Source organism: Marinomonas ushuaiensis DSM 15871 (assembly GCF_000521805.1).
In the GTDB taxonomy this organism is placed as follows: Bacteria; Pseudomonadota; Gammaproteobacteria; order Pseudomonadales; family Marinomonadaceae; genus Marinomonas; species Marinomonas ushuaiensis.
Window position 1 is genome coordinate 1 of the sequence record NZ_JAMB01000010.1, and the last position, 22,687, is coordinate 22,687.

The following is a 22,687-nucleotide window of genomic DNA, read 5'->3' on the forward strand; positions in this document are numbered from 1 at the left end:
ATCCCAGTGCTTTAACTTTGCATTACCTGATTAATTCCTCGATAGCTCAGTTGGTAGAGCAAATGACTGTTAATCATTGGGTCACTGGTTCGAGTCCAGTTCGAGGAGCCATTCGGAGTATAGCGCAGTCTGGTAGCGCGCCTGCTTTGGGAGCAGGATGTCGGGAGTTCGAATCTCTCTACTCCGACCATTTTTTATCGCCATCTTGTAATGGTGGGCGTAGCTCAGTTGGTAGAGCTCCGGATTGTGATTCCGGCGGTCGTGGGTTCAAGCCCCATCGTCCACCCCATTACTATAGATAGTCGGGCCGTTAGCTCAGTTGGTAGAGCAGTTGACTTTTAATCAATTGGTCACTGGTTCGAATCCAGTACGGCCCACCACTATCCCAGTGCTTTAACTTTGCATTACCTGATTAATTCCTCGATAGCTCAGTTGGTAGAGCAAATGACTGTTAATCATTGGGTCACTGGTTCGAGTCCAGTTCGAGGAGCCATTTCGGAGTATAGCGCAGTCTGGTAGCGCGCCTGCTTTGGGAGCAGGATGTCGGGAGTTCGAATCTCTCTACTCCGACCATTAGTTTTGTATTAGTAAGTTTTGAGCGGGCCGTTAGCTCAGTTGGTAGAGCAGTTGACTTTTAATCAATTGGTCACTGGTTCGAATCCAGTACGGCCCACCACTTCTAAGTTTCGTCCTTTCTTTCTATCTCTCTTTCTTATCAATAAAATCTTGTTTTATAAATTCTCTATGTCTTAATGTTTTATCTAGCATCTAGCATCTAGCATCTAGCATCTAGCATCTAGCATCTGGCATCTGGCATCTGGCATCTGGCATCTGGCATCTGGCATCTAGCATCTAGCATCTAAAAAGTGCTTGTGGTTTGGTTGTGAGGAGAGGATTTTTTGTGTGTAGGTTTGTGGGTTTAAATTTTAGTTTTTTGAATGATTTGTTTTGCGGGTTGTGTGAAATGATGAATTAAGGTGTGGTTTTTGGATCTTGTTTTAAGCGTGTAAGTGTTTTGGTGTTATAGATAAGATATTGATCTATAAAGAAAAGAATTAATGGTGGAGGGAGGTGGATTCGAACCACCGAAACTTTCGTGGCAGATTTACAATCTGCTCCCTTTGGCCACTCGGGAACCCCTCCACAGCAGCGCGGCATATATTATAAGCCGCGCTTTCATATGTAAATACTTTTTTAAGGTTTATTTAATAATTTTTCCAATTTGGCTTTCATTCGCTCTTCTGGGGACAAATTATCATAAACCTCATCTTGACGGGGTGTATTCGCAGGCTTTTTATTCGCCTTGGCTTTCGCTTGAGGTTTTTGCTTGTTTTTTTCAGACTGTGCGGCTTTTTCTCTCGCAGGTCTGTTGGTTGTTCTTGTGGTGGCTGTTTTGGCTTTCGCAGGAATCATTGATTCAGGCAGGGCTGGTTCGTTGTTAATAGCAACGCCTTCTAGGTCAATTCTAGGTTGACCAGACAATAGGCACTTTTTATATCTGTCTGAGCGAGTGTATGCAGCTAAGGCGCGTTTTTGTTTGCTAGCATTGAAGTCATCATCTAGAACCATGTCTTTGTCTATGCCGACTTTCAGAGGCTTAGGTTGGTTCCAGTCGAAGGCTTTAGGATAGCGATCTTCAAGCATCTTTATAAGGCGGCGATTATTCTTTTGATTTTTTTGACGTTTTTTTTGTTCTGGCGTCAAGGTTGCTGTCTCTACGGTACTCTCACTTGCTTCTGGTGCGCTAGTGGTATTCTCGTCAAGGAACTTGTTTTCTTGCAGGTCGTGAGGCTCAGGTTGTTGTGTAGTCATGTAATCAATCTGTTCTATTGTCGTGGTTGTTGTGCTGCTGGTCTCAGCATGCTCGTAGGGTAGCTCAAAGTTCAATTGATATTCAGCTGGTTTTTCTTCTATTACAGGTTCAGAGGGCGCTACGGTTATCAAAAGATCCAAAGAGTCTTCAATATAAAGCTGCAATGAGTCTTCTGTTGAGCTATCTGTCATATGTTGTAATAAATCCATTGAGGCGCTGTATTCAATGGGGTCGTGATTCTTTTCTTTTAGTTGCTTAATTTCCTCGTTAGCGCTTTCTAGTTGTTTAGCTAGCGAGTTGATCCTTGCTTCTAGTTTGGCAATAAGTTGTTCCATAAAAGCACAGGACTCATTTTTTTATTGGTGATAGAGGGATATGTGGAGCATTACTTTTACCAATCATTTCTCTAAGTTGATCGTTGCTTGGTAAAATGAACGATATGTTTTTATTATTTTTCCACTGAATATAGGTGGTGATAATTAAAAAGCTGACAATGACCGCGAATGTTAGTTTCATATTGCTTAAAAAGTAAGGCCAGCGCCAATCATGACGTGTTTATCGTAAGTGTCATTGCTACTATTGAGTATTTTAACGTACACATCTAAGCGTGAGGCGTTAGATATTGCAACACGAAAACCGGCTTCTGGATAATAGACGCTGTCCTCAAAGAAAGATATGCCTCCACCAATGAATGACCAGACAGGTGCGCCGGCAAGAATTTGAAATGCTGGAGTGGCGCTGTAATAACGAGACCCAAATGACAAAGAGCTTTCAAATGTTTCTCCTAGTTTGAATGCGAATCCACCATATACAGAAACGTTGGCAGGTGTGGTGTATTCCATGCCTGTGTGAAGGATGGAGGTGACATTGTCTAGGTTGCCGTTGCTATCTGGTCGAGCAGCGGCCGATTCAAAGTTGATAAGCGTTGCAATTTGGTCTTCAGCAGATGCGCCTGCGCTAACTAAAATTAAAGTTGCAAGCAAGATAGATTTCATTTTTTGTCATCCATTTTATTTAATCTGTTTAGCATGTCTGAAAGTGATGACTCCCAGCTAGATTGCTGTTCTTTTGATTGGTTTAGGGCGATTTGGAGTTCGCTTTTTTCTTCGCTGAGTTCGTAGTTTTGCATTTCTAATTCAGAAGTGCGTTGGCGTAATGAGCTGATTTCTTCAACTGCTTCGTTAATGCGTTGTTCTAAGTGGTGTAGTAGTTCGTTGTTCATAATGTTTTTCCTAAAAAATTAACTAAAAATAAAAACGCCATTTATATGTGTATGGGCGCGGTTGTGTTGAAAACTACCATGCAATTACAACATCTTGTTGTTGTACATTTAAAATATGAGAGTCAACAATCAATTCACCAACTGAAAAGTTGGGTTGCACTTGTTTTATTGTAACACTGATGTTTGCATTGTTCAGCTGTGTTTGTGCTGATTGTAATTGATTGAAAACCTCATAGCGTCTGTAAATGTTGAATTTATCGCCTTGTTTGATGCCTGCTAATGAGCCAGCAGCAATATGAATTCTATTGCCTTCGGTACGGAATATATTTGCAATAAAAGGTTGGCACCGAAGTTCTTCACTTGCGTCTAGTGCGCTTTCTCTTAAGGCTTGGTGAACTACTTTTCCGTAATGGATAGACCAAAATTTAGCGCTACCAAAACCGACTCTGGCGTGGTCTGAAATATCCCAGTTACCTATTTCATTGTAACGATGTTCAAATAAAAGAGCGCCACTAAAGCCGTCATAGATATATATATCGACCACAAAGTTTCTTTCTTTATCTATATCTTCATCTAAAAAGTCTTTTGCGTTTTTGTCATTTGGACGCCTTAGATAGACTTCACCTATATCTCTTATAACACCGCTAACAATGTATTGAACGCCTAATTGCTCGCTAATACGAGTGACATTGGTTAGTGAGCCATCAAAATTGGTTGAGGATGGAGCGTTGATGAGATCGGGGTAAATGGCGATGTTTGTTGCAGTTAGGGCTTTCAGGTAGCCTTGTTTATTTATTTCATTTGCTAGGTTTTTAGGGAGTTCGCGGGAGATATTGCTGAGCTCACCTAATCTTGCTTGTTGTGGGACTTGTAGTTCAAACCCTGTTACACCAACTGTTTTTTTGTAGTAATTGGTCGGGCCAGTGCTGCATTGAGAATCTGGAGTGACTTCCACTCGCGCGATAACGGTAAGGAAGTCTCCGTTTTGTTCTTCGGAGATGATTCTAGCTCTTTGAACGTGACTTGAGCTGCGAATTTCTAGGCTGGATTCTAGTTCGCCATTACTCAGCTCGTCTTTAACATTGACTCGAGAACCTGATTCTAAGACCGCTTGCTTTATTGCTTGTTGAGTTGCTCTGTAGCGTGCATCTACAATATCGTCATTATAAATAACGGCTTCACCAATAGCTTCAATACTTTTTGCGAAAGAAGTCGTTGAAAGTAAGGCGCTGAAGCAAACAATGAAAAAATGTTTAATAGTTAACATTATTATTCAATGCTGTAGAAATTGGTCGTTGGAGTAGAGTTTTCAACATTGATGGCACGATATCCAGGAGTAACTCGGCAATTAGGATCAGTGCTTACTCCGTTGTTAGAAATTACACATTGGCGAAAATTTTCTTGTAAGGCCATTTCAACAACAGTTTCGAATGTACCGTCTTCATGTTCTCTTTGAGAGACTACTTTTGCGCCAACTAAATAAGCATCAACGTATGTTCTTAATTCATCATTCTGTAAAACCATATTGCTCAAGGAGCTGGAGCCATCAATTTTCAAACCATAAACTCGTTCTGATAGATTTCTGTAAGCATCTAACATGGAGCTACGTAGTGTCATAATGCGTGCTTGGGACTTTGTTAGGCGTTTGTTTGTTGTCAGGGCTGCGTAGCCCGTTGCAGTAACAACAATAGGTTCTTGTTTGATTACTGCAATCGTGTTGTTTGCGTTGATGGCTCCATTTTGAACATATCCATTATTTTGAGAGTACCCATATGGCGTTGAGTTTCCAACAACGTTGCCATTACATGGCGCAACAGAGGTGCAAGTTGTTCCAGCGGTTTCTTGCTGGTTAAGGTTTTGGCAGCCGGTAAGAATTATTGCACCTATGGCAATTAAAAAAATTCTAAGTGGTAGTCTCATTATGGTGCCCTTTATGTGGAAGTCTTTATCCTAATGTCCTGCATTGAAATACGAAAAGTGTTGATTTTTAAGTCATTTCAATTTGACAAATCATTGCCGCAAGCGTTAATTCTGAATAGTTTACCTTAAATAAAAATATTTTTTAACATAACTAATCTAATGGGTAAAATGTAAACTATTTTACTTGCTAGCGTCCATGCCTACGAACCTAAAAATGTGATTTTCTTTGCTTTTGAGGATGGATTTACGGTTTTTAAGTGATTTTGTTAAATAACTTAATTATTTTCCTTTATCAGCCATACCTATTAAGAAAAGTTTACGCGTGTTGGGGTTGGTGCTTGCCTACTTAATGGTGGCGTGCTGTATACTGGTTTTTTATACAGTATTCTGATTTTAAATTATTATGTTACTTAACCGCAAAATTATTCATATTGATGCTGACTGCTTTTATGCCGCGATAGAAATGCGTGACGACCCTAGTTTACGAGATATTCCAATTGCCATTGGGGGTTCTGTTGATCGTCGCAGTGTGTTATCTACGGCAAATTACGTGGCGCGCGTTTTTGGTGTTCGCTCGGCAATGCCAACATCTGTCGCTAAGCGTCTTTGCCCTTCGTTGCTTGTGATTCCTGGTGATATGGCTAAATATCGACTTGCTTCACAACAGATGCAGGCTATTTTTCGTGATTTTACCGATATTATCGAACCATTGTCTTTAGATGAAGCCTATCTTGATGTAACCGATTCCGTGCATTTTCAAGGTAGTGCGACTCGTATCGCTGAAGAGATTCGGGCTCGGGTTTTTGAGGAGGTTGGAATAACGGTTTCCGCAGGTGTTGCGACAAATAAATTTATTGCCAAAGTAGCCAGTGATTGGAAAAAGCCAGATGGATTAACTGTCGTAACGCCTGATCAGCAGTTTGAATTTGTCTCTAATATCCCAGTCAAATCAATATCTGGCATTGGTCGAGTTGCACAAGAAAAACTGGCTTCATTAGATGTATTTAGTTGTGCTGACTTACAAAAATTAGACTTTGCGTTACTGCAAAAGAAATTTGGAAGTATGGCGTTCCGATTATCTCAATTTGCCTTAGGGGTAGATAATCGGCCAGTTACTGTTTCAAGGGAAAGGAAAAGTATTTCCGTTGAACATACTTTTTTGAAAGATTTGCTTGGTCTCAACGAATGTCTAGCCGTGTTGCCTATGTTGCTTGCGGATTTGAAAAAACGTATGGCGGGGAAAAAAGTCGAGTCTCAGCTGAGTAAATATTATCTAAAAATAAAGTTTGATGATTTCAAGCAAACGACAGTAGAACAATCCATTAAAAGTAAGTTCAACGATGACATATTTTCTATTTTATTGGCGCAAGCCTATGCCCGGTCCAGACGCCCTGTGCGCTTAATTGGAGTTGGTTATCGATTGTCGCCTCCAGAGCCTCTTCAGCTTGTTTTGTCATTTGATTAGTTGCTTAGTTGCTTAGTTGCTTAGTTGCTTAGTGTAAATGTTGTTTGTTTTTTGTACATCTGACTATACTCAATGAAATAAATTATATGGGAGGTGTTCATCATGTTTAAGCAGCATTGTAAATCTAACTATATGCATGCGAGTCAACCCGGCTCCTTATCACATCGATTGCGTTTTGAAGTGGAGCAAACTTTAGCTTCTTTATATGCGGCCCCTTCTTTGATTGATCAGCTTGATAGCTTGTACTTACCCTTTTCTAGTTGGATCGATAAGAAGGCTAATATAGGTAAAGGGCCCTTGTTTGTTGGTGTTGGTGGTGCTCAAGGCTGTGGAAAAACGACTTTCTGTAGTGTGATTAGTCGAGTGTTGCGTAAAGGTTTTGATCTGAATTGTGTTGTACTGAGTTTGGATGATCTATACAGCACTCGATATGATCGACTTAAATACGCTAATCAAACAACGGATATGTTTTCTGTCCGAGGGGTGCCGGGTACTCATGATATTGAGCTGGCGATGGTGCTTTTTGAAAGGTTGAGAAATCTTAAAGAGGGTGAAGTGATGAGACTTCCTTGTTTTGATAAATCAATAGACGACCGTAAGGCAGTGCATTTGTGGCAAGAGGTTCAAGGTCCTGTTGATGTTGTTTTGTTTGAGGGTTGGTGCGTTGGTGCTCCGCCGATGAATAGTGCTTTAAAGCATCCAATAAACCAACTTGAGCAAGAAATGGATGTAAATGGTCTATGGCGAAAAACAATAAACGATCGTTTAAAGAAAGATTATAAAGATTTGTTTGCCAAAATTGATTTGATGCTTTGGATGCAGGCGCCTCATTACGATGTGGTTTATGACTGGCGTAATAAGCAAGAGCGAATGTTAGAAAGCCACCTTCATGATATTCACGGAATTTTATTGGATACAATTGACTTAAAAGTGATGTCCGAAGAGGAGTTAAGGCGTTTCATGCAGTATTATGAACGGTTAACCTGTCATTTGTTGGCGGTAATGCCTGACAAAACGGATGTACTTTTTAAATTGAATGAAGCGCAAGAGGTAATAGACATACGTTTTCCTGTTGAGCACTAGGGTTTGATGTTTTTACTATGTCGAGTGAGAAACTTCAATATGATAGGCTATGTCGAATTAATGTAGCTTATTTTTGGAGAATTAAAGAATGACTGACTTATTGCCTTCTGTCATCGTGGAAACTAATGATCAACCTGATGTCGCTATTATTTGGTTGCATGGTCTTGGCTCTGATGGGCATGATTTTGAATCTTTAGTGCCTGCTTTGTCTTTATCGCCAAATCTTGGTGTGCGTTTTGTCTTCCCTCATGCGCCTAAACGTCCTGTAACAATCAATGGTGGTATGGAAATGCGTGCTTGGTACGATATTTATGAGATGACGCTTGATCGAAAAGTGGATATGGCCAATATCGATGAATCTTATGATCAGATAGAAGCGTTGATTGACGATCAGATTAATAAAGGAATTTCTGCTGACCGTATTATCTTGGCAGGTTTTTCTCAGGGTGGTGTTATTGCATATCAAACTGCATTACGAACAAAGCATGCCCTTGCTGGTATTCTCGCATTATCAACCTATTTGGTTAAAAGTGATGAAGTACCAGAAGCAACAGATTGTGCTAACGGTAAAACACCTATTTTGATTCATCACGGGCGACAAGATCCTGTTGTTGTGCCAGCCTTAGGGGGTCAGGCAAGGGATTTGTTAATTTCAAAAGGTTATTCTGTGTCCTATCAAACTTATGAAATGCCGCACTCTGTTTGCCCAGAACAGGTTCAAGATATTTCTGTTTGGCTGAATGATCGCTTAGCTTAACCCGCTTTTATCCTTAGATTTTGTTATGTCTATATAGTGGACATCTTGAATAACTTTATTTTCTATAAAAAAGTCAGATGTGATGGCTTAGTGTTTTAGCTTTGGATTGAATTTATTATGTCTTTAACTGTGTTTCTAATTTTTTTGTTTGTTGCTATGGGCGTTATAGCTGTGTCTACTTGGTTTATTTTTCGCCAAATTAGGCTTAATAAAGTGCGTGAGCAGAGAGTTGTGGATGGCGAGGCGAGAGTTGCTGCTGAACGCCAGAAGCGTATTGATAGCATTAATGTGCTCTTAAAAGTTGCTAATACCAAGGAAATAAACTGGGTTGAAGCGAGTATTAGAATTAAAAATTTGCTAGATCAATTAGGTGTAGATTTATCTGGGCATGAGGATATCTCCGCTTTTTATATAGTAACTGAAAAGACAGAGCATATTCCAACGCATGAGCAGTGGAAAGATTTGCCCAAAGAGGCAAAAGTGAAGTTTCGTCGGGAAATGGGAGCTTGTGAAAAGGATTATGTCGAGCACTTATTGCGTGCTCGAGATGCTCTTAGTGCTCATTCTTTTTCTTAATTCTTGATGTCTGTGAGTAGCTATTACATTTCTTCTTAAGAATATAGTATGTTTTTGTTAATGATGGCTAAATATAGAGCCTTGTTGGTTTTGAGCTTGTAGGCCTCTATTTACGGCCTTTTAAACACTTTTCGTGCTTAAGTATCTTTACGATAAAGCTGTTTATTTATGAATAAGAGTTGTGTACAAACTATGTATTTATTAAATAGCCACGCAAATATGGTTTTTTAAGAAGTAAAAAATGTAAATAGAAACACTATTAAGTGTGTTTACCAACGGATAATGATGGAGCAAGTAATATGAATGATATACAGGATTTATTGGATCAAGGATCCGCATGGTTGCCGCTTATAACGGATGGATTGATTAATCTGTTTATAGGTTTGGTTATATTTTTTATTGGCAAGTTTGTTGCCTCTAAAGTAGCCAAATGGTGCGAAAGTCGCATGTTGAAATCTTCTGTTGATAAAGCAGTAGCAGGTTTTACATCAAGTATTCTTTACGCTTTGATGTTTGCAGCGGTTGCCTTGATGGCGCTAGGTCAAATTGGTGTTGAAACAACGTCTTTTATTGCGATTCTTGGTGCGGCGGGTTTAGCTGTTGGTTTGGCATTGCAAGGTTCGCTGTCTAATTTTGCTTCAGGCGTACTTATTATTATTTTGCGACCCTTTAAAAGCGGCGATTTTATTGATGGTGCAGGACAAATGGGTACGGTAGATCGTATCGAGCTTTTTCACACTTATTTAAAAACGACGGATAACCGCGTTGTTATTATTCCTAATTCAGCAATGATGAATGGTTCGATTGTTAACTTCTCTCGTGAAAAAACGCGTCGTGTAGATCTTGTTGTTGGCATTAGTTATGACGCAGACATTCGTTTGGCAAAACAGATTATGCAAGAAATTGTATTGGCAGACGATCGTATTTTAAAAGATCCTGAATGTACTATTGCGCTTTCTGAATTAGCAGATAGCTCTGTTAATTTTGTTGTTCGTCCTTGGGTTAATGCTGCCGACTATTGGGTAGTTCGTGCAGATTTTCTTGAAAAAGTGAAGTATGCATTTGATGAGCGTGGTGTTGGTATTCCTTACCCACAAATGGATGTTCATCTTCACAAACAAGAATCATAATATTTGAGATTCACGTTTTCAAAATGCCGCCAAGTGATTACTATTGCTTAGCGGCATTTTTGTTTCTGTTGAGTAAGAGTTTGTCGCGTTCAATTTTTTAATTCTAGGTTGTTGTTAATGAGTCGTTATCGTCCACCATCTCCACCTAAATCTGCATATATCACACACGAAGGAGCTCAGACCTTGCTGGCTGAGCTTAAGTATTTGTGGAAAGAAAAGCGTCCAGCTGTTACGGAAACCGTTCGAGAGGCAGCAGCGCAAGGCGATCGTTCGGAGAATGCGGAATACATATATGGGAAAAAGCAGTTGCGTGAGATAGACAGTCGAGTGCGCTATTTAGAAAAGCGTTTGGATATCTGTACTGTGGTTGATCGTCTTCCCGCAGATCAGGCACGCGTTTTTTTTGGTGCTTGGGTGACCTTAGAGGATGAAGGTGGCGAGCTGCGTACGCATCGTATCGTAGGGCCAGATGAATTGGATCACAATTCAGCCTATATAAGTGTTGATTCTCCTGTAGCTCGCGCATTACTTAAAAAACAAGAGGGTGATGAGGTGATCATTCGCCTTGCCGCAGGTGAGAAAAACTATTTTATTGATACAGTTGAGTATCGTTTGTTAGCTTGATGATAGTTGGTTTGCGGAAATTACGTCGTCATGAAAACCGTAATGGCCATTTTTATGATCTTTGATAAAAAGTTTTAATGTTTTACTTACGCTGCTAAAGGCTAACTCATCCCAGGGTATGTCTTCCAAGTCAAATAATGCTACTTCAGAACTCTCTTCTGTGGCATGAAAGTCGTCTCGCTCTAATTCGGCAATATAAAACAAGTGAACTTGATTTATATGAGGAATACTAAACATGCTAAAGGCTTGTTTGCACACGGCAATCGAGCCGCTTTCTTCTAAAGTTTCCCTTAATGCGCCTTCACTTGTGCTTTCTTGGTTTTCCATAAAGCCTGCAGGCAGTGTCCAGAAGCCAAAACGAGGTTCGATGTTTCTTCGGCATAATAAAACTTGGCCTTCATAAAGAGGAATGGTCCCTGTTATTATTCTCGGGTTGTCATACTCTATGTGTTCGCAATTTGGACACACTGCTCTGGCGCGATTATCCCCAATAGGGATGCTCATATTTACGGAGTGGCCGCATTTCGAGCAGTATCTCATTGTGTTACCTTACCGTTTTATATGAAGTTTTGCGTATTTGACGACTTTGTCTTCTATTTCTAGGATCTCAATCATGTAATGCCCAACCCATAAGCTGATTGGGTGCTCTGGGATGAATTCCAATGTTTCAATGATAAGTCCGTTCAGCGTTTTTGGGCCATCTGTTGGTAAATGCCAATTTAGTACTTTGTTAATTTCCCTGATGTGTGTTGACCCTTCAATTCTGAATGAGCCATCGTCGAGTGTTTGAATTTCTTCTTCTTCGTCCTGAGTTGGTGGAGAGAACTCACCCACAATCTCTTCGAGTACGTCTTCCAGGGCTGCAATTCCTTGAACATCACCATATTCATCAACAACGACGCCCATTTGTTGGTGGTCTTTTTGGAAATTTAATAACACTGTGTTTAGTGAGGTGCTCTCTGGGATGAAGTAAGGTTCGACAGTCGCTTTTAATAGTGCGGCTTTAGAAGGCGTTGGATCACGAAGGAAAACTGCGGCGTGTCTAGCATGCAGAATACCGATGACTTTATTTATCTCACCATTATAGACGGGCATTCTTGTGTGTCTACTTTGACATATTTGGTCGATAATTTCTTCTATAGAATCTTCAATGTCGATACCAACAACCTCATTACGAGGGATCATGATATCTTCAACAGATACTTTTTCTAAATCTAAAATAGAAATTAGCATTTCCTGGTGGGCAGCAGGTATTAAGCCGCTGGCTTCGTTCACGACGGTTCTGAGCTCTTCAGAATCAAGTGTGTCGTGATTGTTTTGAGAGGCGTGAACACCAATTAAGCGCAATAAACCATTTGATAAACCATTTACAATCCATACTAATGGATAAAGTGCTTTTAATAGAATGGCCAGTATCCAAGAAGCAGGGAAAGCTATTTTTTCTGGATGAATAGCTGCTAACGTCTTAGGTGTCACTTCTGCGAAAATCAATACAACCATGGTAAGTGCTGCTGTTGCTATTGCTATACCAGCATCGCCCCATAGGCGAACTGCAATGATAGTTGCAATTGCGGAGGCAAGGATATTAACAAAGTTATTTCCTATTAAAATAACACCGATAAGTCTATCTGGTCGTTCAAGAAGGGAACTTACTTTCATTGCAGATCGGTTCTTATTTTTCACAAGGTGCTTGAGTCGATATTTATTAATCGACAGCATCCCTGTCTCAGAACTCGAAAAGAAAGCAGAAAGCAAAATTAGACAAAAAAGTATTCCACCAAGAATACCTAAGGGTACTTCGTTCAAAAAGGGATCGCCTCAATTATTTAGATAAATGGATTATTGGTTCTTAAGATCTTGCTGTCAAACTACTTCGTCAATTTGTCGACTATTGTAGTAATATTTGTAGGACGATCTTACTTCCGAAGTAGCCGAGCATGAGTAGAAAAAAGCCACTAAGCGTTAACTTAACGGCTAGTTGGCCACGCCAGCCAACTAAATGTCTACCCAATAAAAGGCCAGAAAAAACAAACCAGGAGGCAATTGTAAAAAACGTTTTATGAGCAAGGTGCTGTGCGAACATGTCTTCAATAAAATAGAAGCCAGTCGCAATGGTTATTGTGAGTAAGATTGATGCCGCCCAGATAAATTCAAACATGAGTTGCTCTAGAACCTGTAATGGAGGAACTCGAAGCAGCTGTTTTAATTTATGGTGTTTTAGTTGGTACTCTTGCATTGATAGTAAAATGGCGACACCGCAGGCAGCAGTGAATAAACTGTAGGCTGCAGAAGCGATAAGAATATGAGCGCTTGTTCCCCACGAGTTACTATACAGTTGCATCAAGTCCCATGGTTCAATAGCATTTAAGGTTATAATGACCGCGCCTAGAGATAAGGCTGTTCCTAATAGAATGGAGAGGTCTTTATCTCGGTTACTAAACCAAAGTAAGCTGTTTCCAATGATCGCGATTAATAAACCAATGGTTAAAAAATTAAAACCATCGCGATTGAGTAATAATTGTGTCAATGAAAAAGTGTGAGCCGCGATAGCAATCGCCCCAACGTATTGTGTGTAGCGTCGTTCAGGGCGAAAGAAGTATGCTGCGCTAGCAACTAAACAAGCAATACAAGCAAGCCAAAGCGATAATTGAATCATGAAACTAAAGTTCCGCAGGGTAAAGGTATAGGGTGAAAAACATTTATCCGTTATAATAGAGGCAATTTCACCTTGGATAAACTGAAACTGTAGGTTTTTTCCATTTAGAGCAAAATTTGAGGGCAATATGTTCGACAATTTATCGAATCGTTTAACTTCCTCGCTTGACCGTATTCGGGGTCGAGCTAAATTAACAGAAGATAATATACAGGAAGTCTTGCGCGAAGTGCGTATGGCGCTTCTTGAGGCAGATGTAGCTCTGCCGGTTGTAAAAGACTTTATTGCTGCTGTTAAAGAGCGCGCAATAGGTGCTGAGGTTTCAAAGAGCCTAAGTCCTGGCCAAGTATTCTTAAAGATAGTTAAACAAGAACTTGAAAATGTAATGGGCCAAGCGAACGATGGTTTGAACCTTCGTGTTGCGGGTCCTGCTGTTATTCTGTTGGCTGGTTTGCAGGGTGCAGGTAAAACTACCTCTGCTGCTAAGCTGGCAAAATATCTAAAAGAACGTGAAAAGAAATCCGTTTCTGTTGTCAGTGCTGATGTATATCGTCCAGCCGCTATTAAACAGCTTGAAACGCTGGCTGGCGAAGTGGGTGTGGATTTCATTCCGAGCGATTTGTCACAAAAGCCTATTGATATTGTTAATGGTGCGATTGATTACGCTAAAAAAGCACACAAAGATGTTTTGATTGTTGATACTGCAGGTCGTTTAGCTATTGATGACGACATGATGGCAGAAATCAAGGCATTACATGCTGCAGTTAACCCGATTGAAACCTTATTTGTTGTCGATGCAATGACAGGGCAAGATGCTGCAAACACTGCTAAAGCGTTTGGCGATGTGTTGCCGCTAACCGGTGTTATTTTGACGAAAACAGATGGTGATGCCCGAGGTGGTGCTGCTTTATCTGTTCGTCATATCACTGGTAAGCCTATTAAGTTCTTGGGTGTCGGTGAAAAAACAGATGCACTAGAACCTTTCCACCCTGACCGTCTTGCTTCTCGTATTTTGGGGATGGGCGATATGCTTTCTCTTATCGAGGAAGCAGAGCAGAAAATTGATAAAGAGAAAGCCGAGAAGCTTGCTGGTAAATTAAAAAAAGGCAAAGGCTTTGATTTAGAAGACTTTAAAGAGCAGCTTCAGCAAATGAAAAACATGGGCGGCATGAGCTCCATGTTAGATAAGCTTCCTGGTATGGGGCAGTTGGGGAATATCCAAGATAAAGTGAACGACAAAATGTTCGTTCAAATGGAGGCCTTAATTAATTCTATGACACCTGCAGAGCGTCGCAATCCTGATGTTATAAATGGTTCTAGAAAAAAACGTATTTCAGCGGGTGCTGGGTTGCAAATCCAAGATTTGAATCGTTTGCTTAAGCAGCATAAGCAAATGCAAAAAATGATGAAGAAATTTAGCTCTAAAGGTGGGATGCAGAAAATGATGCGCGGACTAGGTGGTATGATGCCTGGCGGTGGTATGCCAGGAGGCGGCGGTTTCCCTAAAATGTAGAGTGAATTAGCTGTTTTTACTGGTGGTTTTTTAAAAACTGTCAGTTTATTTGAAAGGGCGAGTAAATCGCCCTTTTGTTTTTCTGGTTTATCGACTAGAATATGCCGCCTTCTTGTAGTATGAGTCTAAAATTCGACTCGGCAAGGGGGTTTCTTAAGCAATAAGGAGCCAATAATATGGTAACTATTCGTCTTTCTCGTGGTGGCTCTAAAAAGCGCCCATTCTATCATTTGAACGTGGCTGATAGCCGTCGTGCACGTGATGGTCGTTACATCGAGCGTTTGGGTTTCTTTAACCCTGTTGCTCGTGGTCAAGAAGAACGTCTACGCATCGATCTAGATCGCGTAAATCATTGGGTTAGCCAAGGCGCTCAACTTTCTGACCGTGCTGCGCAGCTTGTAAAAGATGCTAGCAAAAACGCTTAATATTGAGGTAATGCTATGTCTACATTAAAACAAGCGGCCGCTCCTGAGCAAGCCCTTGTCGTTGGACGCATTACATCAGTTTACGGTGTTAAAGGGTGGGTGAAGTTATATTCACACACCGACCCAATGCAAGGAATCTTTGATTACAAGCATTGGTGGTTGAAAACTCCTAGTGGGTGGAAAACCATAGAATTAAGCCAAGGGCGTTTGCAAGGGCGTGGTTTGGTTGCATCGGTTAAAGGTTATAGCGACAGAGATCAAGTAAAAGAGATCTGCGGTATGGATGTTTATATCGATAGCAAAGAGCTACCAGCATTAGATGAAGGTGATTATTACTGGAGTCAGTTGGAAGGTCTAAGGGTTATTACCAAAGAGGGTGTCCTCTTGGGGAAGGTTTCTCAACTTATGGAAACCGGTGCGAATGATGTTGTTGTTATCCGTGCGTGTGAAGGCAGTTTTGATCGTGAAGAGCGCCTAATTCCTTATGCTCCTGGAACGTATGTTTTAAATGTCAATTTAGAACTGCAGGAAATGGTAGTTGATTGGGATCCGGAATTTTAAACGAAGAAGCTGAGGTCGCAACGTGAAGGTTAGCGTTATATCGCTCTTTCCGGAAATGTTTCAAGCCATTACCCAATACGGAGTAACAGGCAGAGCCATTAAGTCTGGGTTGGTTGAGGTGGATTTTTTTAATCCCCGAGACTTTACTCATGACAAACATAAGACTGTAGATGATCGACCTTATGGTGGTGGTCCAGGGATGCTGATGAAAGTTCAGCCTCTCAAAGATGCAATTGAGTGTGCTAAGAAATTGGTGCCCAATGCAAAAGTTATTTATCTATCCCCTCAAGGGCGTACGCTAACGCAAGAAGGCGTGCAACACCTCGCTAAGCAAGCAGAATTTATTCTGGTAGCAGGTCGTTATGAAGGCGTTGATGAGCGTTTTATTCAATCTGAGATTGATGAAGAATGGTCCATTGGTGACTTTGTCCTAAGTGGTGGTGAGTTGCCGGCAATGGTGCTTATGGATACTGTATTTCGTATGGTTCCTGGAGTGCTAGGAAAGCAGGCTTCTGCAGACGAAGACTCGTTTGCTGATGGTTTGCTGGATTGTCCGCATTATACTCGCCCAGAAGTGCTAAACGGTGAACCTGTACCGGCAGTGCTGCTTAGTGGCAACCACGAGGAGATTAGACGTTGGCGATTGAAGCAAAAGCTCGGAAGAACTTTTCAACGCCGGCCAGACCTTCTGCAAGAACTTGAGTTGGACAAGGAACAGCAGAAGTTGTTAGAAGAGTTTATTCGCGAAACTGAAGATTCAACCTCGGCAGAGTAAGAATTGCGGCTTATTAGTAGGAAACCTTCGTGCTAATAAGAAACTATATTATTGGGAGTCACATCCATGAGTAATAAAACGACATTGATTCAGCAGATAGAAGCTGAACAGATGACAAAAGAAATCCCAGCCTTCGGTACTGGTGATACTGTTGTTGTCCAAGTTAAAGTAAAAGAAGGTTCACGTGAGCGTCTACAGGCCTATGAAGGTATTGTAATTGCTAAGCGTAACCGTGGTCTTAACTCAGCATTTACTGTTCGTAAAATTTCTAACGGTATCGGTGTTGAGCGTGCTTTTCAAACTTACAGCCCATTAGTTGATAGCATTGAAGTTAAGCGTCGCGGTGACGTACGTCAAGCTAAGATCTACTACCTACGCGAGCGTTCTGGTAAGTCTGCACGTATTAAAGAGAAATTGACTAAGCGTTAATTTTTCTGTTTCAAAAAAGGCGACGTAAGTCGCCTTTTTTTATGGAACTAACTCCCTGCTGTATGGCCTAATAGAGATTACTTTTCTCATTGAGGTTCTTCATGAATAAAATTTTCTTTTTACTGTCCCGTAAAGTCACTCTGGGTACAGTGTTTTTATTGTTCTCGAATGCAATCCTTGCCAATGAATCTGATGTTTTATCTTCAGTGCGAGCTGCTTTACCTCAATACGAAATAGAAAGTGCTGTGCTACATGAAAGTGCTGGGTTGTATGTGGTGGCACTTAAAGGTGGGCCGGTATTGCATGTGACACAAAATGGTAAATATTTTGTTGCGGGTGACCTTTATCGCGTAGAAGGTGATGCGCTTGAGAACGAAACAGAAAAAGCCAAGCTAGCCAAAATTGAAGCGTTACCAGAGTCAGATATGATTGTTTATAAGGCTGAGAATGAGAAGGCTCATATTACTGTCTTTACTGATGTAGATTGTGTTTATTGTCGTATGCTTCATAAAGAGGTTCCCCAGCTTAATGATTCTGGTGTGACAGTGCGTTACTTGGCTTACCCTAGATCAGGAATTGGTTCTGAGTCCTATCAGAAAATGGTGAGTGTCTGGTGTTCTGACAATCCTAAAAAGTGGCTTTCTGAGGCAAAGTTAGGCGAAGCAATCCCAGAAAATAAATGTGTTAATCCTGTTGCGGATCAATATAACTTAGGTGGCGAAATTGGTGTGCGTGGCACTCCGAGTATTGTATTGGGCGATGGCACACTTTTACCTGGGTATTTGCCAGCAGTTGAATTGGTTAAACGTCTTGGGTTATAGCCTTATCGTGAAATATTTTACCAAGCACAGGTCTACTTCAGTCTTTTGTGCGTTGGGTTTTGCATTGCACTAGCGGTATAATCAATCTGTTTTATATTTAATAAGATTACTTAGAATAACTAAATCATCACTGTGGGGTATTGTTTTGAAACCGGTAAAAGTCGGAATTTGTGGGCTAGGGACTGTTGGTTCCGGTAGTTTTAATATTCTTCGGAATAATGCAGAAGAAATTACACGACGTGTTGGCCGTAGTATTGTGATTGAGCAAATTGGTGCTCGTCGTGATAACGATATGTGTGACACCACAGGTATGAATGTTACACGTGACATTTTCGACGTTGTTAATAATCCAGAGATTGATATTGTACTGGAATTGATTGGCGGCACTTCGGTTGCTAAAGAATTGGTTCTGACAGCGATTGCAAACGGCAAGCATGTTGTTACAGCAAATAAGGCGCTTATTGCTGAACATGGCAATGAAATCTTTGCTAGAGCCCAAGAACAAGGTGTTATCGTTGCTTTTGAAGCGGCAGTTGCTGGCGGTATTCCAATTATTAAAACTTTACGTGAAGGTTTATCTGCAAACCGAATTGATTGGTTAGCTGGTATTATTAACGGCACAGGAAACTTTATTCTTTCTGAAATGAGCGAAAAGCAGCGTGATTTCGATGACGTTTTAGCAGAAGCTCAGGAATTGGGTTATGCCGAAGCAGATCCTACGTTTGACGTGGAAGGGATCGATGCTGCTCACAAACTTACGATTCTCGCTTCTATCGCTTTTGGTATTCCTCTTCAGTTTGAGAGAACATACACAGAAGGCATCAGTCGAATTACAGCCGAAGATGTGGCGTTTGCCGATGATCTTGGTTACGCCATTAAACACTTAGGTATTGCGCGTCGCTCCAAAACCGGTATTGAATTGCGTGTTCACCCAACGTTGATATCACACAAGCAATTATTGGCTAATGTTAACGGGGTGATGAACGCTATTATGGTGCAAGGTGACGTGGTCGGGCCAACTCTGACTTACGGCGCAGGCGCCGGTGCGTTACCAACTGGCTCGTCTGTTATTGCTGACGTGATAGATGTAGCGCGCACCTTGACCGCAGATCCTACCAATCGCGTACCGCATTTGGCGTTCCAAGCGGATGCCTTGTCCGCGGTACAAATTTTGCCCGTTGAAGAAATTGAATGTGGTTTCTTCTTAAACATGACGATCAAAGACCGTGCAGGCGTATTGGCGAATATCACACAAATTTTATCGAATAATGACATCAGCATTGAGTCATTGATTCAGCGAGAGCGCGAAGGCAGTGAATTGGTGCCTTTAGTGGTCATGACCCACGACGTAAAAGAACGCAATATGAACGCAGCGATTGCTGCGATTGAAGCCTTACCGGATGTTGCAGGTACTGTTCAACGAATCCGTGTCGAAAACTTGGCGTAAGAGAGAATACGATATGAAATACATTTCTACTCGAGGCAAAGCGCCAGCGTTGTCTTTTGGTGATGTTTTACTGGCTGGTTTAGCAAATGATGGCGGTTTGTATGTGCCAGAAAGTCTGCCCCATTATAGCAAAGAAGAGATTGCTTCATGGGCGAATCTTTCTTATCAAGAATTGGCCTTTAAAGTGATGTGGCCTTTTGTGGAAGGTGATATTCCTGAAGGCGAATTTAAAAGAATGATCGATGAGGCTTATGCTGGCTTTAATCACTCTGCTATTGCCCCTATGGTTCAAGTGGGCAATAACGAATGGATTTTAGAGCTATTCCGCGGTCCTACATTGGCTTTTAAAGATTTTGCATTACAATTGCTCGGTCGTCTAATGGATTACGTTTTATCTGAGCGCAAAGAAAAACTTGTGATTTTAGGTGCAACCTCTGGCGATACGGGTTCTGCCGCCATCGAAGGTTGTCGTCACTCAGAGCGTCTAGATATCTTTATTTTGCATCCTTACGAGCGTGTTTCTGAAGTGCAGCGTCGTCAAATGACAACTGTGATTGACGACAATGTCTTTAACATTGCAGTGAAAGGAAATTTTGATGATTGTCAGGGTATGGTTAAGTCCAGCTTTGCAGATCAAGGCTTTTTAAAAGGCGCTAAGTTAGGGGCAGTAAATTCAATAAACTGGGCTCGTATTATGGCTCAGATCGTTTACTATTTTTCTTCTGCATTGTCTGTTGGGGCACCGCACCGTGAAGTGTCTTTCTCTGTTCCGACGGGTAACTTTGGCGATATTTTTGCGGGTTATCTTGCTAAGAAAATGGGCTTGCCAATCGATCAGTTGGTTGTTGCAACAAACCAGAATGATATTTTGCATCGTGTGATTGCTGAGAATGACATGAGTCGTCAATCGTTGAACGTTACCTTGTCTCCAAGTATGGATATCATGGTATCCAGTAATTTTGAACGTTTGTTGTTTGATGCACATGGTCGCGATGGTGCAGCCATTGATGATTTGATGGAAAGATTCAATAAAGGTGATGTGTCTTTAAACGATCAAGCTTGGTCATTTGTGAAAGGCAATTTTGACAGTTATAAAGTGGATGATGATAAGACGTGTGAAGTCATCGCTGATGTTTTTGCATCGACTCAGTATCTGCTTGATCCACATACAGCGATTGGCCTTGAAGCGGCTCGTCAATGTTGGAAAGATAAGTCCGTCCCTATGATTACTTTGGCAACAGCGCATCCGGTTAAATTCCCAGAAGCAGTTGAGAAAGCTGGTTGTGAAACGCCAAAACTTCCTGAACATATGAAAGAACTTTTCGAACGTGAAGAGTCTTATGAAGTGTTAGATAATAGTTTGAGCGATGTTCAAGCTTTTGTTGCTGAACACATCTGATTACGTCTATTGAACTAATGAAACGGCCAATCATAGATTGGCCGTTTTTGTATTCCCTATCAACCATTGCTGATAATCGACTTTCCCATGAATTTAATTGTACTTGATCCTAATCTCTCTCTTAAGCCTGACCAATTTGCCTTGTCTGCTCGACAACAGACGCATATCTCTAAAGTCATTAAAGCAAATCAGGGTGATGTATTAAGAGTTGGATTATTAAATGGGAAAATAGGAGAAGGGGTTTATGAACCACCAACCGATGATCAGCTTGGTTATATACACTCATTAAGCTTAACATCGCCCGCGCCTGATGCTCTGCCAATTATTTTGGCTATGGCGTTACCAAGACCTAAAATGTTGAAAAGAACATTAAGTAATATTGCCGCGATGGGCGTGAAAGAATTGTATTTGATCCATTCTGCGAAAGTGGAAAAGAGCTACTGGCAAAGTCCTGTTCTACAGACGGAATCCATTGAGCTGTCATTGTTAGAGGGGCTTGAACAGGCAAAAGACACGGTAATGCCAAAATGGTCGTTAATCCCTCGTTTTAGGCCATTTGTTGAAGATAAATTGCCTGACCTTTTAAAAGATAAAGTAGGGTTGTTGGCCCATCCTTATTTAGCAAAATCTTGTCCTATTAATATTCAAGAGCCCTGTGTTTTGGCACTGGGTCCTGAAGGTGGTTGGAACGAGTTTGAAGTGGGGAAATGGCTAGAAGCAGGTATGGAGTCTGTTCATTTAGGTGAACGAATATTGAAAGTTGAAACTGTTGTGCCTGTGCTCTTGTCTCGTTTGTATCCTGCTTAGCGATCTTTTTAGGATGGTTTAATGTTGTAATTTGTAATAATTGGGTAATATTAAGAGAGTCCATTTGTGTTTTGGTGTAATGTTAATTATCAAATAGCTTTGATAGTTTTGATAGCTTTTAGGTCGATATTATGAGCAACTCAAATAAAACTAAGCCTGAAAAGCCTAGTAACAAAACACAAAATAAATCAGCTTGGTTGACGTTCTTTTATGTTGGAACCGAAGAGGTGTCTTTTTCTGAAGATGCTCGCCGGATTCTTATTATTAATTTATTTACCATAGTTGGTGTTTTTTTTACGCTTCCGCTGGGCATTATTTCTCTTTTTACAGGTAAAACCACATTAGGGTGGTGCTTGGTCTTTATTGCTGTTTTATATGCGATAAACCATGTTTTTCTTCGGTTTTCCCGCAACCATTCCCTTTCTGGTAGTTTTGTTATTTATCCCCTTTATGCCTTGATGATTTATCTTGTTTATACTGGCGGTATGAACGGTACAGGCCATGTGTGGATTTTTTGTGTCCCTGCGGTTTCTTTATTTTTACATGGAATGAAACAAGGCTTAATTGAATTAGCGGTTTTCACCATTGCCTTAATTATTGTTATGTTTTTTACTGATAATTATTTCTCTGAATTTGGGTATCATGAAACATTACCTTCTAGAATTTTATTTTCTTTTATGGTGGTGATTTTTTTATCTGGCATTTACGAATATTCCATGTCTCGCTTTAATGATGAATTGAAGGAGAAAACAGGAAAGTTAAAGTTGCTGGCTTATATTGATAGTTTAACTGAGTTGTTAAATCGCCGAGGCATGCTGCAGCGTCTAGAGATCAAAGAGCAGGAAGTCATTCATTTGTTATTGGCAGATGTTGATTTTTTCAAGCGTGTCAATGATCAATACGGTCATGATGCAGGGGATTATGCACTAATGAAAATAGCAGAGATCATTCAAACATCTTTACCTGAATACGGCTTTGCTGCGCGTTGGGGTGGAGAAGAGTTTTTGGTGGCACTATCTGAAGGTGACATTCAAGAAGCTAATGCACTAGCAGAATTGATACGCAAACGTATAGAAAGCTATAAGTTTTCTTATGAAGGCCAAGTCTTTAATGTCACGCTTAGTGTGGGCGTTGCAAGTACTACTCCATCTGTCATCTTAAGAGAAGCAATTACTTTAGCTGACAATCGATTATATCGTGCAAAGCATTCTGGTCGTAACCAAGTTTGCACGGATTAGCATTTTTTAATAGATGTTCGGATTCGTGA

At 40.8% G+C, this 22,687-nt stretch carries 24 protein-coding genes and 8 tRNA genes; 23 read left to right on the top strand and 9 right to left on the bottom strand.

Annotation, left to right across the window (positions count from 1 at the left end):
• The first annotated feature begins 35 nt into the window (after positions 1–35).
• The 7 genes from MUS1_RS11300 (at position 36) to MUS1_RS11330 (ending at position 676) form a co-directional block, all read left to right on the top strand.
• Positions 36–111 (top strand) — tRNA-Asn (locus tag MUS1_RS11300).
• Between the two features lie 2 nt (positions 112–113).
• Positions 114–190, top strand: a tRNA-Pro gene (locus tag MUS1_RS11305).
• A gap of 23 nt (positions 191–213) precedes the next feature.
• Positions 214–289 (top strand) — tRNA-His (locus MUS1_RS11310).
• A gap of 15 nt (positions 290–304) precedes the next feature.
• Positions 305–380, top strand: a tRNA-Lys gene (locus MUS1_RS11315).
• A 37-nt stretch (positions 381–417) separates the two neighbouring features.
• Positions 418–493: transfer RNA gene (locus tag MUS1_RS11320), tRNA-Asn, on the top strand.
• 3 nt (positions 494–496) lie between these two features.
• A tRNA-Pro gene (locus tag MUS1_RS11325) sits at positions 497–573 on the top strand.
• 27 nt (positions 574–600) lie between these two features.
• Positions 601–676, top strand: a tRNA-Lys gene (locus MUS1_RS11330).
• A gap of 383 nt (positions 677–1,059) precedes the next feature.
• Here the strand turns inward: MUS1_RS11330 and MUS1_RS11335 are convergent.
• The 6 genes from MUS1_RS11335 to MUS1_RS11360 form a co-directional block, all read right to left on the bottom strand.
• Positions 1,060–1,143: transfer RNA gene (locus MUS1_RS11335), tRNA-Tyr, on the bottom strand.
• A gap of 51 nt (positions 1,144–1,194) precedes the next feature.
• Positions 1,195–2,148, bottom strand: coding sequence for a ProQ/FINO family protein (locus tag MUS1_RS15705; protein ID WP_051436229.1), 954 nt, complete (start codon positions 2,146–2,148; stop codon positions 1,195–1,197).
• 186 nt (positions 2,149–2,334) lie between these two features.
• Complete coding sequence (locus tag MUS1_RS11345; protein ID WP_036162609.1) at positions 2,335–2,808, bottom strand: hypothetical protein; 474 nt, start codon at positions 2,806–2,808, stop codon at positions 2,335–2,337.
• A complete protein-coding gene (locus MUS1_RS11350; RefSeq protein ID WP_036162612.1) occupies positions 2,805–3,035 on the bottom strand; it encodes a cell division protein ZapB in 231 nt (76 codons plus the stop codon). The genes MUS1_RS11345 and MUS1_RS11350 overlap by 4 nt, the downstream gene beginning before the upstream one ends.
• A 73-nt stretch (positions 3,036–3,108) precedes the next feature.
• A complete protein-coding gene (locus tag MUS1_RS11355) occupies positions 3,109–4,302 on the bottom strand; it encodes a flagellar assembly protein FlgT (RefSeq protein ID WP_036162614.1) in 1,194 nt (397 codons plus the stop codon).
• A 2-nt stretch (positions 4,303–4,304) separates the two neighbouring features.
• The gene (locus MUS1_RS11360; protein ID WP_036162627.1) at positions 4,305–4,955 is read right to left on the bottom strand and encodes an LPP20 family lipoprotein; all 651 of its coding nucleotides are present in this window, start codon (positions 4,953–4,955) and stop codon (positions 4,305–4,307) included.
• Between the two features lie 403 nt (positions 4,956–5,358).
• Here MUS1_RS11360 and dinB point away from each other — a divergent pair, with 403 nt between their 5' ends.
• The 6 genes from dinB (at position 5,359) to greB (ending at position 10,590) form a co-directional block, all read left to right on the top strand.
• Positions 5,359–6,420 (top strand): DNA polymerase IV, encoded by a 1,062-nt coding sequence (gene dinB / locus MUS1_RS11365; RefSeq protein ID WP_036162630.1) that lies wholly within the window; start codon positions 5,359–5,361, stop codon positions 6,418–6,420.
• Positions 6,421–6,522: 102 nt separating this feature from the next.
• The gene (locus MUS1_RS11370; RefSeq protein ID WP_036162632.1) at positions 6,523–7,503 is read left to right on the top strand and encodes a hypothetical protein; all 981 of its coding nucleotides are present in this window, start codon (positions 6,523–6,525) and stop codon (positions 7,501–7,503) included.
• 88 nt (positions 7,504–7,591) lie between these two features.
• Complete coding sequence (locus tag MUS1_RS11375) at positions 7,592–8,260, top strand: alpha/beta hydrolase (protein ID WP_036162636.1); 669 nt, start codon at positions 7,592–7,594, stop codon at positions 8,258–8,260.
• A gap of 117 nt (positions 8,261–8,377) precedes the next feature.
• Complete coding sequence (locus MUS1_RS11380; protein WP_036162639.1) at positions 8,378–8,836, top strand: DUF2489 domain-containing protein; 459 nt, start codon at positions 8,378–8,380, stop codon at positions 8,834–8,836.
• A gap of 299 nt (positions 8,837–9,135) precedes the next feature.
• Positions 9,136–9,966, top strand: a complete 831-nt coding sequence (locus tag MUS1_RS11385) for a mechanosensitive ion channel family protein (RefSeq protein WP_036162642.1) — start codon at positions 9,136–9,138, stop codon at positions 9,964–9,966.
• 117 nt (positions 9,967–10,083) lie between these two features.
• Positions 10,084–10,590: a transcription elongation factor GreB gene (gene greB, locus MUS1_RS11390; RefSeq protein WP_036162645.1), complete on the top strand. Its 507-nt coding sequence runs from the start codon at positions 10,084–10,086 to the stop codon at positions 10,588–10,590.
• Here the strand turns inward: greB and MUS1_RS11395 are convergent.
• The 3 genes from MUS1_RS11395 to MUS1_RS11405 all read right to left on the bottom strand — a co-directional run bounded on the left by MUS1_RS11395 (position 10,582) and on the right by MUS1_RS11405 (position 13,246).
• Positions 10,582–11,130: an NUDIX hydrolase gene (locus MUS1_RS11395; protein ID WP_036162648.1), complete on the bottom strand. Its 549-nt coding sequence runs from the start codon at positions 11,128–11,130 to the stop codon at positions 10,582–10,584. The genes greB and MUS1_RS11395 overlap by 9 nt on opposite strands.
• Positions 11,131–11,139: 9 nt before the next feature.
• Positions 11,140–12,396 carry an HlyC/CorC family transporter gene (locus tag MUS1_RS11400; RefSeq protein WP_036162650.1) on the bottom strand — a complete coding sequence of 419 codons (1,257 nt, stop codon included), beginning with the start codon at positions 12,394–12,396 and terminating at the stop codon, positions 11,140–11,142.
• An 82-nt stretch (positions 12,397–12,478) separates the two neighbouring features.
• Positions 12,479–13,246, bottom strand: a complete 768-nt coding sequence (locus tag MUS1_RS11405) for a cytochrome C assembly family protein (protein ID WP_036162652.1) — start codon at positions 13,244–13,246, stop codon at positions 12,479–12,481.
• Positions 13,247–13,373: 127 nt separating this feature from the next.
• Here MUS1_RS11405 and ffh point away from each other — a divergent pair, with 127 nt between their 5' ends.
• From ffh to MUS1_RS11455, 10 genes are all read left to right on the top strand, one after another.
• Complete coding sequence (ffh, locus tag MUS1_RS11410; RefSeq protein WP_036162655.1) at positions 13,374–14,756, top strand: signal recognition particle protein; 1,383 nt, start codon at positions 13,374–13,376, stop codon at positions 14,754–14,756.
• Between the two features lie 176 nt (positions 14,757–14,932).
• The gene (gene rpsP, locus MUS1_RS11415; protein ID WP_012071436.1) at positions 14,933–15,181 is read left to right on the top strand and encodes a 30S ribosomal protein S16; all 249 of its coding nucleotides are present in this window, start codon (positions 14,933–14,935) and stop codon (positions 15,179–15,181) included.
• Positions 15,182–15,196: 15 nt separating this feature from the next.
• Entirely contained in the window at positions 15,197–15,742 is a 546-nt protein-coding gene (gene rimM / locus MUS1_RS11420; RefSeq protein ID WP_036162659.1) for a ribosome maturation factor RimM, read from the top strand.
• A 22-nt stretch (positions 15,743–15,764) separates the two neighbouring features.
• Positions 15,765–16,517, top strand: a complete 753-nt coding sequence (gene trmD, locus MUS1_RS11425) for a tRNA (guanosine(37)-N1)-methyltransferase TrmD (protein ID WP_036162661.1) — start codon at positions 15,765–15,767, stop codon at positions 16,515–16,517.
• A gap of 66 nt (positions 16,518–16,583) precedes the next feature.
• Positions 16,584–16,946, top strand: a complete 363-nt coding sequence (rplS, locus tag MUS1_RS11430) for a 50S ribosomal protein L19 (RefSeq protein ID WP_036162665.1) — start codon at positions 16,584–16,586, stop codon at positions 16,944–16,946.
• A gap of 101 nt (positions 16,947–17,047) precedes the next feature.
• Positions 17,048–17,767, top strand: coding sequence for a thioredoxin fold domain-containing protein (locus MUS1_RS11435; RefSeq protein ID WP_051436230.1), 720 nt, complete (start codon positions 17,048–17,050; stop codon positions 17,765–17,767).
• Positions 17,768–17,912: 145 nt separating this feature from the next.
• Entirely contained in the window at positions 17,913–19,214 is a 1,302-nt protein-coding gene (locus MUS1_RS11440) for a homoserine dehydrogenase (RefSeq protein ID WP_036162668.1), read from the top strand.
• Between the two features lie 13 nt (positions 19,215–19,227).
• Entirely contained in the window at positions 19,228–20,613 is a 1,386-nt protein-coding gene (gene thrC / locus MUS1_RS11445; protein WP_036162671.1) for a threonine synthase, read from the top strand.
• A gap of 87 nt (positions 20,614–20,700) precedes the next feature.
• Positions 20,701–21,420 (top strand): 16S rRNA (uracil(1498)-N(3))-methyltransferase, encoded by a 720-nt coding sequence (locus MUS1_RS11450; protein ID WP_036162674.1) that lies wholly within the window; start codon positions 20,701–20,703, stop codon positions 21,418–21,420.
• 131 nt (positions 21,421–21,551) lie between these two features.
• Positions 21,552–22,658, top strand: coding sequence for a GGDEF domain-containing protein (locus MUS1_RS11455; protein ID WP_036162677.1), 1,107 nt, complete (start codon positions 21,552–21,554; stop codon positions 22,656–22,658).
• The last annotated feature ends 29 nt before the right edge of the window (positions 22,659–22,687 follow it).